Annotated in this window: 13 protein-coding genes; 6 read left to right on the top strand and 7 right to left on the bottom strand. The window is 41.8% G+C overall.

Annotation, left to right across the window (positions count from 1 at the left end; all coding sequences use genetic code 11):
• Positions 1–393: 393 nt before the first annotated feature.
• Positions 394–1,086 (top strand): FadR/GntR family transcriptional regulator, encoded by a 693-nt coding sequence (locus AC4IFO_RS14880; protein WP_490735484.1) that lies wholly within the window; start codon positions 394–396, stop codon positions 1,084–1,086.
• Between the two features lie 51 nt (positions 1,087–1,137).
• Positions 1,138–2,550, top strand: a complete 1,413-nt coding sequence (gene mdtD, locus AC4IFO_RS14875; RefSeq protein WP_490735482.1) for a multidrug transporter subunit MdtD — start codon at positions 1,138–1,140, stop codon at positions 2,548–2,550.
• On the opposite strand, the gene rbsR is transcribed toward mdtD, so the two are convergent.
• From rbsR to rbsD, 6 genes are all read right to left on the bottom strand, one after another.
• Positions 2,531–3,538 carry a ribose operon transcriptional repressor RbsR gene (gene rbsR, locus AC4IFO_RS14870; protein ID WP_490735480.1) on the bottom strand — a complete coding sequence of 336 codons (1,008 nt, stop codon included), beginning with the start codon at positions 3,536–3,538 and terminating at the stop codon, positions 2,531–2,533. The genes mdtD and rbsR overlap by 20 nt on opposite strands.
• Before the next feature lie 9 nt (positions 3,539–3,547).
• Positions 3,548–4,471, bottom strand: coding sequence for a ribokinase (rbsK, locus tag AC4IFO_RS14865; RefSeq protein ID WP_490735478.1), 924 nt, complete (start codon positions 4,469–4,471; stop codon positions 3,548–3,550).
• Positions 4,472–4,552: 81 nt separating this feature from the next.
• Positions 4,553–5,443: a ribose ABC transporter substrate-binding protein RbsB gene (gene rbsB, locus AC4IFO_RS14860; protein WP_490735476.1), complete on the bottom strand. Its 891-nt coding sequence runs from the start codon at positions 5,441–5,443 to the stop codon at positions 4,553–4,555.
• 18 nt (positions 5,444–5,461) lie between these two features.
• On the bottom strand, positions 5,462–6,424 hold the full coding sequence (gene rbsC, locus AC4IFO_RS14855) for a ribose ABC transporter permease (protein WP_047756542.1): 963 nt from the start codon (positions 6,422–6,424) through the stop codon (positions 5,462–5,464).
• Positions 6,421–7,935, bottom strand: a complete 1,515-nt coding sequence (gene rbsA / locus AC4IFO_RS14850; protein ID WP_490735474.1) for a ribose ABC transporter ATP-binding protein RbsA — start codon at positions 7,933–7,935, stop codon at positions 6,421–6,423. The genes rbsC and rbsA overlap by 4 nt, the downstream gene beginning before the upstream one ends.
• 7 nt (positions 7,936–7,942) lie before the next feature.
• Complete coding sequence (rbsD, locus tag AC4IFO_RS14845) at positions 7,943–8,362, bottom strand: D-ribose pyranase (protein ID WP_490735472.1); 420 nt, start codon at positions 8,360–8,362, stop codon at positions 7,943–7,945.
• A gap of 281 nt (positions 8,363–8,643) precedes the next feature.
• On the opposite strand from rbsD, the gene ravA reads away from it, so the two are divergent.
• On the top strand, positions 8,644–10,161 hold the full coding sequence (ravA, locus tag AC4IFO_RS14840; protein WP_490735470.1) for an ATPase RavA: 1,518 nt from the start codon (positions 8,644–8,646) through the stop codon (positions 10,159–10,161).
• Positions 10,162–10,163: 2 nt separating this feature from the next.
• Positions 10,164–11,621 carry an ATPase RavA stimulator ViaA gene (gene viaA, locus AC4IFO_RS14835; protein WP_490735468.1) on the top strand — a complete coding sequence of 486 codons (1,458 nt, stop codon included), beginning with the start codon at positions 10,164–10,166 and terminating at the stop codon, positions 11,619–11,621.
• Here the strand turns inward: viaA and asnA are convergent, their stop codons facing one another.
• Complete coding sequence (gene asnA / locus AC4IFO_RS14830; protein ID WP_490735466.1) at positions 11,622–12,614, bottom strand: aspartate--ammonia ligase; 993 nt, start codon at positions 12,612–12,614, stop codon at positions 11,622–11,624.
• Positions 12,615–12,776: 162 nt separating this feature from the next.
• On the opposite strand from asnA, the gene asnC reads away from it, so the two are divergent.
• Together asnC and mioC are read left to right on the top strand one after the other, a co-directional pair.
• Positions 12,777–13,238 (top strand): transcriptional regulator AsnC, encoded by a 462-nt coding sequence (gene asnC / locus AC4IFO_RS14825; RefSeq protein WP_219245205.1) that lies wholly within the window; start codon positions 12,777–12,779, stop codon positions 13,236–13,238.
• A 92-nt stretch (positions 13,239–13,330) separates the two neighbouring features.
• Positions 13,331–13,771, top strand: coding sequence for an FMN-binding protein MioC (gene mioC, locus AC4IFO_RS14820; protein ID WP_490735463.1), 441 nt, complete (start codon positions 13,331–13,333; stop codon positions 13,769–13,771).
• The last annotated feature ends 81 nt before the right edge of the window (positions 13,772–13,852 follow it).

The following is a 13,852-nucleotide window of genomic DNA, read 5'->3' as shown; positions in this document are numbered from 1 at the left end:
TTAAAGAGCGTTGCAGCATTTCGTATTGAAATTTGACCTTCTGGGTCGTTGCTGCGAGGTGACGTATAATACGTTTTTCTTTTAGAAAGTCAAGTGTTTATTTTCAACTTTTTCTTTCTTCACACCGTGTTATCACTTACTTTTTCAAGTTTGGCTTAAGGCTTTCTTTTTCTAACCTCACCACCGAAGCGGTTTGCCGTGACAACGGATGCGCATTATAGGGAGACAAAAAAATCTCGCAAGTGTTTTTTTGCATTTTTATTTTGTTCGCGTTTTTTTTAGCCAAAAATGGAGTTCTAAGCTAAATCGCACCCAGTAATTGACTATTTCAGCAGCAATTTGCCCTTTACTCACGTAATATAGGCATCCAAGAAATAAGATTTGAGATGAATTATGGAATTAAGTAAGCAACAAACGGCTTCGCAAAAAAATCGTTCTTATATTATTGCAGAAAATCTGGGCCAACAGATTTTAACAAGCGCCTATTTGCCTGATTCCATTTTACCCAGTGAATTAGAGTTATCAGAAAAGTTCCAAGCCAGCCGAACGGCAATAAGAGAAGCCATTAAAATATTAGCCGCTAAAGGCATGGTATTAGCACGCCCTAAAATAGGCACTCGTGTTATGCCCTCATCAAATTGGAATTTTTTAGATCAAGATTTATTAACGTGGTGGGCCAATAGTGAAGAACAATCCGTTGTGATTAAACATTTCAAAATTGTTCGCCTCGCCATTGAGCCGCAAGCTTGTTATCTTGCAGCCATACATGCAACACCCGAACAAAAACAATCTTTACAGATTTTAACGAATGAAATGCTGTTACTCGCAAAAGAGTTTGATAGAGAACGTTGGGTAAAGGTGGATTACTATTTTCATTTAACCATTTATAAAGCCTGTGCAAACCCGTTTTTAATTTCTTTCGCTAATTTATTTCGTTCTATTTACCAGCGCTACTTTGATGTTATTACTGACAATGAAGTTATAGAAGTTGATATCCACCAGCAATTAGCGGATGCCATTATCCAAGGTCACAGTACCAAAGCTCTCGATTTTTGCTATAAACTATTAACAGTAAACGAAAAATAACCTAACAAGATAACTTCCCCTTGGCGCTTTAACTTTTTAGATAGGTAACCGATGTTCAAGACAGCCAAAAATATGTCAGGCCTTCCATGGATTGCGGCAATGGCCTTTTTCATGCAGGCGCTCGATGCCACTATTTTGAATACGGCTTTACCTGATATTGCAAAAAGCCTGCATCATTCTCCCCTTGCAATGCAATCAGCCGTTGTTAGTTATACTTTGACGGTTGCACTATTGATCCCAATAAGTGGATGGTTTGCTGATCGGTTTGGTACTCGCCGTATCTTTATTTTAGCCGTTTCATTATTTTCTTTCGGTTCTTTGCTTTGCGCCCTTTCCCCATCACTGAATTTTTTAGTGACATCTCGGGTTATTCAAGGGATTGGTGGGGCAATGATGATGCCTGTTGCTCGATTAGCATTAATCAGAGCTTATCCACGTAGTGAGTTATTGCCAATATTAAACTTTGTGACCATCCCTGGATTAGTCGGGCCAATATTAGGCCCTCTGTTAGGTGGTATATTGGTTACTTATGCCACATGGCATTGGATATTTATTATTAATATTCCTATTGGTATTTTGGGTATTTTTTATGCGTTAAAGCATATGCCTGATTTTAAGATGCCAAAACGTAAATTTGATACGCTCGGCTTTTTACTATTTGGTTTTGGTTTAGTCATGCTTTCCGTTAGCTTAGATTTGTTTGGCGATAAAGCATTACCAACATCTATTCCTGCTGCAATTGTTGTTGGCGGTTTTCTTTTCTTATTATTGTACGTATTTCATGCAAGACGTATTAAGCATGCCATCATCCCATTAAATTTATTTAAAACTCGTACGTTTTCAATTGGCATCAGTGGCAATATTGCAACACGTTTAGGGACGGGCAGTATTCCATTTTTAATGCCATTAATGCTGCAAGTTGGATTTGGCTATGAAGCGGTTGTCGCGGGGATGATGATGGCGCCATTGGCGATTGGCTCAATAACAGCAAAATCAGGTGTAACAAAAATCCTCACTAAGTATGGCTACCGTAATACGTTATTTGTGATCACGGTAATTATTGGGTTAATGATTGCCCAATTCTCATTACAATCCCCGAATATGTCGATTTATCTGTTGGTTGTACCGCTATTCATTTTAGGAATGGTGATGTCAGTACAATTTACTGCGATGAATACGATTTGCTTGGCAGATTTAACCGACAATAATGCCAGTGCCGGAAATAGCATGTTAGCCGTAACCCAACAGCTATCGATTAGCTTTGGTATTGCCGTAAGTGCAGCGATATTAAGTTTCTATGATGGGCAGCCCAATAGTAATACCGTGGATAATTTCCACTATACCTTTATTACTATTGGTGTGATTACACTAGTTTCTGCTTTTGTCTTCTTATTATTAAGTAAAACAGATGGTGATAACTTAATAAAAGGAAAAACAAAAAAAACTAAGAACTCACCTTCTTAACAGACTGGCGCTCTATAAGCTCAGGGGTAAGCACTAACACGCCAGTCTCTGCCTCTGGGTTATCCATTCGATAAATCAGTTGGCTAACTGCTTGCTGCCCTAACTCATCTTTTGGTTGATGAATGGTTGTTAAGGGTGGGATCATATAAGAAGAAAGATCGATATCATCGTAACCGACAATCGAAATATCATCGGGAACTTTCATCCCTTTTTGGAATATTGCCTGATAAGCCCCAACTGCCATCGCATCATTACCCGCGAAAATGGCTTGAGGCGGGACGGGTAACTCAAGCAATGCATTCATTGACTCAAAACCACCAGCAAATTCAAAATCACTGAAAATCAAATACTCTTCATTAATTTTAATACCCGCATCATTCATGGCTTGAATAAATCCTTGATGACGGGCTCTTGCAGGTGATTTATCTTGCGGCCCAGCAATGCAAGCAATGCGAGTGAACCCAGCATCAATTAAATAGCGAGTCGCAATTTCGCCGCCTAAAAATGAGTTATCTTGAATAACATCGCCGCCAGATTCAAATGGCGACCAGTCCATCATCACCGTCGGTACCGCCGGATAGCGAGCCAATACTTCTTTTGAAGGCCCTTGGACTTCAGTACACATGATCAATAGCCCATCAACCCGCTTTTGTAACAAGGTTTCTAAGCTATGATTCATCCGTTGAAGATCGCCCTCAGTGTTGCACAAAATCAAACTATAACCGCGCTCGTAGCAACTCCGTTCTACGCCTCGCACCACTTCCGCATAAAATGGGTTGTTACTGGTTGTCAGTAACATTCCAATGGTATTCGTGCGATTCATTTTTAAGCTTCTCGCCAATGCCGAAGGGGCGTAATTTAGCTCTTCAATAGCATTTTTAACACGCAGAGTAATACTCTCGCTGACGTAGCGATTTTGATTAATAACGTGAGAGACGGTGGATGTCGACACACCCGCAAGGCGAGCCACATCTTTCATTGTTGCCACAAGTTAATCCTATTGAGCTAAAAATTGGTCAATTTCTTTACGCCATGGAACCGAAGGTTGAGCACCTGGGCGAGTAACCGCTATCGCCGCCGCTGCATGGGCAAAAATAATCGCGTCTTCGTCAGACTTACCTTCCAGTAAAGCGGTAACGTACGCCCCATTGAATGTATCACCTGCCGCAATAGTATCCACTGCTTTTACGCGAAACCCAGCAATTATTTTACCTTGTGCACCTTTTTCACTGTACCAAACCCCACGAGCACCCAAGGTAATCATCACTTTGCTGATCCCTTTTTGATGTAATGCTTCTGCCGCCGCTTGGGCGCCTTGGTCATCATTAACGGCAATACCCGTTAGATGCTCCGCTTCGGTTTCATTCGGCGTGATAATATCCACCAGCGTTAATAATGAGTCTGGTAATGATTGTGCTGGAGCTGGATTTAAAATGACTTGAGTATTGTTTTTCTTCGCAATTTCAGCGGCCATCTGAACAGTTTCAATCGGTGATTCAAGCTGCATTAAGACGGCATCCGCTTCAATAATTTTTTGCTGATATTGAGTGAGTCTCTGCGTTGTTAGTTGCGCATTGGCACCCGCATTGATACCAATAATGTTTTCGCCTTGTTGATTCACATAAATCAGTGCCACACCCGTCGTTTCATCTTTAATCGCATCAATACATTCTGTTTTGATATTATCGAGATGAAGCTGTTTTTTAATACTTGCACCAATATCATCATCACCTACACAAGCTATAAATGTTATGTCAGCGCCACTACGGCCTGCCGCCACAGCTTGGTTTGCACCTTTTCCACCAAAGGCAACTTGATAGCTGTCACCACGAACGGTTTCACCCGGTTGTGGAAATTGCTTAACATTCAAAATATGATCAGCATTAATACTACCCAGTACCACCAGCTTTGCTGTACCCATAACATTTATATCCTTTTTATTGTGACTGCTTAACCACAAACCCATAAACCGCCGCAAAGCTGCTGCGGCGGTTATTTTATCTTATTGTTTTACCACTAATTCCAATTCAACAGGAACGGTAGCATCAACTTTTTCACCTTTTAAGACTTTATCGGCAATTTGTACACCAACAATACCAATTTGATCAGGGCGCTGTGCGATTGTTGCACCTAATTTCCCGCCCTCTACCGCTTTAATGCCATCATTAGTGCCATCGAAACCGACCACTAAAACATCAGTACGACCGGCTGTTTGTAGTGCTCTTAATGCACCTAGCGCCATTTCGTCATTTTGTGCGAAGACCGCTTGAACCGCTGGGTGCGCAGTTAGCAGGTTTTGCATAACGTTAAGGCCTTTTGTTCTATCAAAGTCAGCAGGCTGGCTCGCCAGTAAATTAAATTTGTGCTCTTTCGCACCTGTATTAAAGCCCTCACCACGCTCACGTGCTGCTGAAGTACCTGAAATACCTTCTAATTGGATAACTTTGGCTTCATTACCTGTTTTTTGTGCAATATAATCGGCCGCCATTTTACCGCCCATACGGTTATCCGAAGCAACGTGGCTGACGACTTCACCTTTATTAGCGGCTCTGTCTAAGGTAATAACAGGAATTTTTGCTTTGTTTGCCATTAGGATAGAGTTACCCACCGCATCAGAGTCTGTTGGGTTGATTAACATCAGTTTTGTTCCACGAACCGTTAAGTCCTGCACGTTTGCCAATTCTTTTGCTGGGTTATCTTGTGAGTCTAGAACGATCAATTCATAGCCCAGTCTGTCTGCCTCTTTTTGTGCGCTATCTTTCATCGTCACAAAGAAAGGGTTGTTCAATGTTGAAATCACTAACGCAATGCTGTCTTTTGCCATCGCATTGACGCTAACGGTTGCACTCAGTGCAACGGCTGATAACAATGTGGCTAATTTATTCAGTTTCATAATCGTTTTCCTGTAGGGTTATTTTTTATTATCAACAAGTACCGCAAGTAAGATGACGACTGCTTTAACAATCATCTGATAGTTCGACGAAATACCTAATAAGTTTAAACCGTTGTTTAAGAAACCAAGGATAAGCGCACCAATCAGCGTACCGACAATGCGCCCTTTTCCGCCCGCAAGGCTTGTGCCACCCAGTACAACAGCGGCGATAGCATCTAGCTCATACCCATTACCTGCCATAGGTTGCGCCGATGACAAACGTGCAACTTCAATCACACTGGCCAGTGCCGCCAGCAAACCACATAAGGCATACACAATAATTTTGATGCGATCGACGTTAATGCCTGATAAACGAGTTGCCGCTTCATTGCCCCCTAACGCGTAGATATAACGGCCTAATCGAGTGTGGTGCAACATGTACCATGCCGCCGCAAAAACAATGATCATTAACCAAACCGGGGTAGGAATACCTAATGGGCGACCAATACCAAACCAGCCAAATAAATCAGCATTATCACTAAAGCCCGTGTTTATCGGGCTACCATCGGTATACACACGAGTCACCCCGCGCAATAAAAGCATCATCACCAATGTTGCGATAAAGGCTTGGACTTTCCCTTTCGCGACGATAACCCCAGTACATGCGCCAATTGCGGCTCCCAGTGCTAATGCCCCTGCAACAGCAACCAAGGCGTTGACTTCCGCCCCAACCATCGATGCAGCAACCGCGCCCGTCAATGCAAGTAATGAGCCTACCGACAGATCAATCCCTGACGTTAAGATAACCAACGTCATACCTACCGCCATGATGGCGTTTACCGACGTTTGCTGCAAAATATTGAATAGGTTATTCACCGTAAAAAAATTAGGGCTTAATGTTGATACGATGGCAATTAAGACTAATAGTGCAATTAATGATTTTTGCTCCATCAGCCAAGCTTTGCTGAACCAGCGTTTTGATGATGCAGTTGTTGAACTCATACTGATAACTCCTGAACTGAGCCGTAATTTTTACCCACTGCGGCAGCCATTAAGGCTTCCTGAGTCGCGTCTTTGGCGGTAAATTCGCCGCTGATATGACCTTCGTGCATCACCAAAATGCGGTCACTCATTCCAATCACTTCAGGCATTTCTGAAGAGACTAAAATGATGCTCAGCCCTTCTTTCTTAAACTGGTTAATTAGCTGATAAATTTCTTTTTTTGCCCCAACATCGACACCACGCGTTGGCTCATCAAGGATCAACACTTTGGGTCTGGTCATTAACCCTCGTGCGATAGCCACTTTTTGTTGATTTCCGCCAGAAAGGTTACCAATAATTTGGTTCATCGATGGAGTTTTGATATTGAAAAGGCGAATAAAGTCGCTGACCGTTTGTTGCTCTTCGCCGTGTTTAAGTGAGCCACCCGCACGGCTGAAATAACGCAAAGCCGTCAACGACATGTTTTCTTTAACTGACATGCCTAATACTAATCCATCACGTTTACGGTCTTCTGAAATATACACAATGCCGCTATTTAGGCCTTCTTGCGGGGTTTTCAGATTGACAGATTTGCCTTCCAGCTTAATTGTGCCTGATTTCTTGGTCGCTGCGCCGTAGATGATTTTCATCAATTCAGTTCGACCTGCGCCCATTAACCCTGAAACCCCTAAAATTTCACCGCTTTTCAACGTGAAACTGGCATTGCTTACACCGGGGCCTGAAACATTTTCAAGCTGTAAACGGGTATCACCCGCTTGAACATCAATGCGTGGGTATTGGTCTTCAAGCTTTCTTCCCACCATCATTTCAATCAGTTTTTCTTCTTCTAATTCGCTAACGGGTTTTTCGCCAATAAACTGGCCATCACGAAACACGGTGACATCGTCGCAAATCTCAAAGATTTCTTTTAACCGGTGAGAGATATAAACAATACCGCAGCCTTGTGCTTTTAAGTCTTCGATAACGCGGAATAATGATTCCGTTTCTGTATCAGTAAGCGCATCCGTTGGTTCGTCCATGATGATCACTTGGGATTGAAAGCTGAGGACTTTAGCAATTTCCACCATTTGCTGTTCCCCAATCGAAAGTTCAGCAATGGTTTGATGGCTGTCATAATCAAGGTTGAGGCGTTTGAGCAGTTTGTCTGACTCACTGAACATTTTTTTCCAGTCAATTTTGCCAAACGCACTAACAAACTCACGCCCAAGGAAAATATTTTCTGCAATCGTCAGCTCAGGGATCAAGTTTAATTCTTGGTGAATAATACCAATACCTGCTTCTTGGGAGCTTTTTGGCCCATTAAACGCCACTTCTTTACCCAGAAAACGAATTTTACCTGCATCTTTTTGATAGATACCGGTGAGCACTTTCATCATGGTTGATTTGCCAGCCCCATTTTCCCCCACCAGCGCCATGACTTTTCCGGGGTAGACATTTAATGTCGCACCGCTGAGCGCTTTCACGCCCGGAAATGATTTATCGATACCGATAAGTTCTAATAAAGGTTGCATAGTCACCTCAGAAAGTCACACCAGAACATAGGATTACATTCGCAAATGGCGAGCATTCCCCTGTTCTAATGACTGCTTTGCTGTCATGAGTTAGCTGTTTAAAACGTTCATGACTGCAATAGATGATTTCGATTTGATTGCCTTGTTCAGTTTGTAGGTTATTCAAATGCGTTAAAATAGCCGTTTCCATGGTGGGATTCATTGCACTAATTTCTTCTGCAATAATCGCTTTTTCGACCTGCATTTCTTGCGTAACCACTCGCAAAACAGCCATGAAATCAGGTAACCCTTGCGTTATCGCTAAATCAATCCGCTCAGGCCCCGCTGAAATGGGTAAGCCTGCATCCGCCAGTGTGATTTGGTCGGTATGACCTAACTTTGCAATCACTGAAGTAATATTGGCATTAAGCAGAACACCTTTTTTCATTTTTTCACCGCCATTTCTGATAAGCGAAACGTTTCGCTTATACAATCATAGTTTAGATAAGTCACAACTCAATATTGATAGTCGATATTTGTGATCATCATCGAAACGTTTCGTTAGTGTGGGATAAGCTTAAAAACAATAACTTATTGAATCACTTATAGCTGAATCGTTTTTTCTTGTTTTTTGGGGTACATCAAAGAAAAATGGAAAAAATGGCCGCAGTATGTAATAAAAGGAATTGATAGCCTTTATCAAGAACTCTCCAATAGAAAGGAACTGTTATGCAACTTGCTGAGCGTATCGCCCAACTGAGTAATTACCTTGAAAGCGGTTTGTATGAACGCCAACAGGCAATACGCTTGTGTTTATTAGCCACACTCAGTGGTGAAAGTGTCTTTCTATTAGGCCCTCCAGGTATTGCGAAAAGCTTAATCGCGCGGAGAATGAAATATGCTTTTCGTCATGCCCATGCATTTGAATACTTAATGACGCGCTTTTCGACGCCTGAAGAAATTTTTGGCCCTTTATCCATTCAAGCCTTAAAAGATGAAGGGCGCTATGAACGCTTAACGAAAGGTTATTTGCCTGATGCTGAAGTGGTTTTTTTAGATGAAATCTGGAAAGCAGGCCCCGCGATTCTCAATACGCTATTAACGGCTATTAATGAACGCAAATTCCGTAATGGCGATGAAGAAAAAGCCATTCCCATGCGTTTGCTTGTCACGGCTTCAAACGAATTACCTGATGCTGATAATAGTTTAGAAGCCCTTTTTGACCGTATGTTGGTGCGTATTTGGCTTGATAAAGTACAGGAAAAACAAAACTTCCGTGCATTATTGACGGGAAAATCGTCGTTAGAAGGATCCCAAGTCCCTGAGCATTTAAAAATCAGTGATGAAGAGTACCTGCAGTGGCAACAAGAAATTCCAAAAATTACGCTGCCCGATCACTGTTTTGAGCTAGTCTACCAACTACGCCAACAATTAGATGCCGCGGATAAGCAGGTTTATGTCTCAGATAGACGTTGGAAAAAAGCGGTGTATTTATTACAAGCGAGTGCATTTTTTAATGGTCGCAGCAGCGTCTCTCCCCTTGATATTGTACTTTTGAAAGATTGCCTGTGGCACGATATGCAATCGATGAATGCATTACCGCGATTAATTCAATCCCTTTTACAAGAAGAAGGTTGGCAGCAGCGTAAATTTACCCGTGAAATTGAGCAAATTTACCAGCAATGGATGTCATCCACGCAAGATCAAAATAGCCAAGATGCATTTAAAGTAAATAAAAACAATGCGATGTTTGCTCGTAAGGCCTCGTATGTGTTACCTGAGCATCTTCATGAAGGTCGGATCACGCTGTTTTTACATCGTCCATTACAATTGCATAATATGAAAGTGACGTTTGTTACCACAGACAAAAAAGCACTCACTTTATTTTTAAATAAAGGCACGACATTATCCGCTCATTTAAATGGTATTGGTTTTGCACAAGAAATTGCCGCTGAGGTAAATAATTTAAATCAGATACAGTTATTGGATATCAGCCATCAATCATCAACCTTATATATCCAAGATAAAACAGCCACACAAACCCCCACATCAAATAATCAAGAATGGTTAGATAAGCTGGATAAAATTCAATCAGATATCCAAACTGCTCGTTATCAATTTGAAAAACAACAACCCAACCTTTTTATTGAAGCCCATTGGCTGGCGGATATTGAGCAAAGTTTTCTACAACTTGCAGAGAAATTAACGCAATTACGCAACCAAATCACAGGAAAAGTGGCTGAATAATTATGATGAGTTTAGCCACTCTGGAGATGTTGCTTTCGGTTAATGAAAGCCAGTTAATAGAAGAGATTATTATCTCTCTCCTTGCTACGCCGCAATTGGCGGTATTTTTTGAAAAACATCCCCGTTTAAAAAAGGCATTATTAAAAGACTTATCTAGCTGGAAAAAAGACCTAAAACAGCGCCTGCAAGATGCGTTAGTTCCCGCGCAACTTTCTGAAGAGTTTGAGCTGTATAGGCAATCCCTTGGGATATCAACAGACGCTTTTTTTACGCGACTTCCTTCTGTAATAGAAAGGCTTAACCAAATCGACTCGCCGTTTTACCGAGAAGCAAACCAGCTACAAAGCGGTAAAATTGACAACCGCAGTGCAAGGCAAGCTTTGTTTGTCCAAAAGTGGCGAGTCAGCTTAATTTTGCAAGTCACAACCCTGCATAAAGAGCTGTTAGAGCAAGAGAAAGAGCAATTGCTGGCGGAATTACAACGCAGGTTAGCCTTGAGTGGAAATTTAGAAGATATTCTGGGTGAAAATGAACGAGCGGCTGGTCGTTTGTGGGATTTAAGCAAAGGGGTGAATATGACCTCTGTTTATAATGACCAGCTATTAAATCGCTACAGTGAATTTTTACGCCAACAGCCTGAGCTTGAAAAAATAGCCCAACTATTAGGGCGCAGCCAAACAGCGCAAGCTATTCCCGATGATAGCGTGGTTTTAGAAGCAATGACTATCATGGAGAAAGTGCCAGAAACAGTACCTGAACAAGTTAATGGCTTAAACCAAAGTGATGATATTTTGCGTTTATTACCCGCTGAGCTCGCTATGCTGGGTATCGAAGAAATTGAATTTGAGTTTTATCGAAAATTACTGGAAAAACAGCTATTAACTTATCGATTGCAAGGGGATAGCTGGCAAGAAAGAAAAGTGCTGCGCCCCATTACACATCACCATGATGAAGAACAGCCTCGAGGGCCATTTGTAGTATGTATTGATACTTCGGGATCAATGGGGGGATTAAATGAGCGCTGTGCAAAGGCATTTTGCCTTGCGCTAATGAAAATTGCGTTAGCCGATAACCGCGCATGCCATGTGATGCTGTTTTCCACCGATATTGTGCATTACGATTTATTATCTGCGGATGGGTTGGAGCAGTGCGTTCGGTTTTTACATCAAACATTTAAAGGCGGAACAGACCTTGCTGCTTGCTTGCAAGAAACAACCGTCAAATTAGAATCAAAACAATGGATGGATGCAGATGCAGTGGTTATTTCTGATTTTGTGGCTCAGCGTTTACCCGATGAACTCATTCAAAAAATCAAAACCATGCAAAAGAAAGGAAAATACCGCTTCCATGCGGTATCAGTGTCAAATTATGGGAAACCCGGCATCATGAAAATCTTCGACCATATTTGGCGCTTTGACACCGGGTTAAAAAGCAGGCTATTACGCCGCTTTAGTCGCTAATTACAGCATACCTTCAACAGATTCTTGCGTTTCTGGCGCCCATACACCGCATTGGACTTGGCCAATGTGTTGGCGTTGCAGAAGTAACATCACTAAACGGGATTGGCCGATACCACCGCCGATAGTTTGTGGCATTTCACCTTTAACTAGCGCTTGGTGCCATTCTAATTCCATGCGTTTTTCATCTTGCGTCAAGCTTAATTGACGTGTTAAGCATTCAGGGCTAACACGGATCCCCATGGAAGACAGCTCAAATGCATCTTGTAATACAGGGTTCCACACAAGGATGTCACCGTTTAAACCACAAAAACCGTCTTCGTTTTCTGTTGTCCAATCGTCGTAGTCTGGTGCACGGACATCGTGTGATTCACCGCTGGATAACTTACCACCGATACCAATAAGGAAAACGGCGCCAAGTTCTTTCGCGATTGCGCGCTCACGGCCTTTTGCATCAAGGTCTGGGTAGCGCTGTAACAGCTCTTCACTGTGGATAAAGTGAATTTGGTCTGGCAGGAACGGTGCCAGTCCAAACTCTTTACTTACGGCAGCTTCTGTTTCTTTTATTGCCTTGTAGATTTTACCCACTGTCTGTTTCAGATAAGGAAGTGTACGTTCCTCATCTGCCATCACTTTTTCCCAATCCCACTGATCGACATAGACGGAGTGGATTGGGGTTAAGCGATCTTCGTCCGGACGCAACGCTTTCATGTGCGTATAGAGTCCTTGGCCTTCGCTGAAACCAAAACGACCTAACGTTTTACGTTTCCATTTAGCCAATGAGTGCACCACTTCAAAGGTCGCACCTGGGATTGATTTCACTTTCACTTGAACGGCTTTTTCGCTGCCTGATAAGTTATCTTGCGTACCATCACCAAGACGGCTAAGGATTGGCCCTTGAACTTCAATTAGACCGAGTTCTTTTTCAAGTAAACGTGAGAAATAGGATTTTACAAAACTAATTTGTTGCTGATGTTCGATGAATGACTTGTCCATAATTTATTACCCATAATTTGTTTGCTGTATTAGCCGATGTATAGATTAAGCAACAAAATGAGGTATAAATTCAATATCCATCATTAAAAAAAGCCTTTACTGTTTATTTTGATTAAAAAAATGGGTATAAAAATGAATAATCGTTAAAATGGAGGCAAAATAATGCCAGAAAATTATCAAATCGATAATCTCGATCGTGACATACTTCACGAATTAATGGGAAATGCGCGTACGCCTTACGCAGAATTAGCCAAAAAATTTGCAGTAAGCCCAGGAACAATTCACGTTCGCGTTGAAAAAATGAAGCAAGCGGGGATCATTAAAGGCACACGTATTGATATCAATCCAAAACAGTTAGGCTTTGATGTCTGCTGCTTTATTGGCATTATTTTAAAAAGTGCAAAAGATTACCCGACAGCATTAAAGAAATTGGATGCCTTAGAAGAAGTAGTCGAAGTTTATTATACGACGGGTCAATACAGCATTTTCATTAAGGTCATGTGCAAATCAATTGATGCCCTACAAGACGTACTTATCAACAAAATTCAAACGATTGATGAGATTCAATCTACAGAAACCTTGATCTCCTTACAGAACCCGATCTTACGTACAATCAACCCTTAGAAAAAAAAATGATATAACCATATTATCCACAGGTAGATCCCAGCTCATTCACAGCGTACAATAGCGCCCTATTATTGTGAAAGAGAATCACCATGACAAAAGTAACCTTAATAAGTGGCAGTACAATGGGCAGTGCGGAATATGTTGCAGAGCACATGGCGGAGATTTTAGAAGAACTCGGCTATGAAACAGACGTTCAACATGGTCCAGAGCTTGATGATTTAACACTTGAGGGCATTTGGCTGGTGGTGAGTTCGACTCACGGAGCAGGTGATCTACCTGAAAGTATTCAGCCGTTCTTTGATGCTATAGAAGAAAGCTCCCCCGATCTCAGCCAGGTGAAATTTGGTGCCGTTGGGATCGGTAGCTCAGAATATGACACTTTCTGCGGTGCGATCCACAAATTAGATGCCCTATTAAGTGAAAAAGGGGCTAAACGGATCGGCGAATGTTTTGAAATAGACATCCAAAAACACGAAATCCCTGAAGATCCTGCAGGAGAATGGGTTAAAAATTGGGCAAATGAACTCTAATTTGGTTAAAATAGAAGCAATCAACTGTGGATAACTCAGGGAAGATCCCGGTATTAACCGGTAGTTATCCAGAGTATAAGT

Source organism: Providencia sp. UF-224, assembly GCF_058245955.1.
This window is presented reverse-complemented; position numbering and strand designations above follow the sequence as displayed.

What these genes read in the sequence shown, in the direction of transcription:
- ravA (WP_490735470.1), top strand. Translation starts at nt 8,644, where the DNA reads ATGCAACTTGCTGAGCGTATCGCCCAACTGAGTAATTACCTTGAAAGC.
- mioC (WP_490735463.1), top strand. Translation starts at nt 13,331, where the DNA reads ATGACAAAAGTAACCTTAATAAGTGGCAGTACAATGGGCAGTGCGGAA.
- viaA (WP_490735468.1), top strand. Translation starts at nt 10,164, where the DNA reads ATGATGAGTTTAGCCACTCTGGAGATGTTGCTTTCGGTTAATGAAAGC.
- rbsD (WP_490735472.1), bottom strand. Translation starts at nt 8,362, where the DNA reads ATGAAAAAAGGTGTTCTGCTTAATGCCAATATTACTTCAGTGATTGCA.
- asnA (WP_490735466.1), bottom strand. Translation starts at nt 12,614, where the DNA reads ATGGACAAGTCATTCATCGAACATCAGCAACAAATTAGTTTTGTAAAA.
- rbsB (WP_490735476.1), bottom strand. Translation starts at nt 5,443, where the DNA reads ATGAAACTGAATAAATTAGCCACATTGTTATCAGCCGTTGCACTGAGT.
- rbsC (WP_047756542.1), bottom strand. Translation starts at nt 6,424, where the DNA reads ATGAGTTCAACAACTGCATCATCAAAACGCTGGTTCAGCAAAGCTTGG.
- AC4IFO_RS14880 (WP_490735484.1), top strand. Translation starts at nt 394, where the DNA reads ATGGAATTAAGTAAGCAACAAACGGCTTCGCAAAAAAATCGTTCTTAT.
- rbsK (WP_490735478.1), bottom strand. Translation starts at nt 4,471, where the DNA reads ATGGGTACAGCAAAGCTGGTGGTACTGGGTAGTATTAATGCTGATCAT.
- rbsA (WP_490735474.1), bottom strand. Translation starts at nt 7,935, where the DNA reads ATGCAACCTTTATTAGAACTTATCGGTATCGATAAATCATTTCCGGGC.
- asnC (WP_219245205.1), top strand. Translation starts at nt 12,777, where the DNA reads ATGCCAGAAAATTATCAAATCGATAATCTCGATCGTGACATACTTCAC.
- mdtD (WP_490735482.1), top strand. Translation starts at nt 1,138, where the DNA reads ATGTTCAAGACAGCCAAAAATATGTCAGGCCTTCCATGGATTGCGGCA.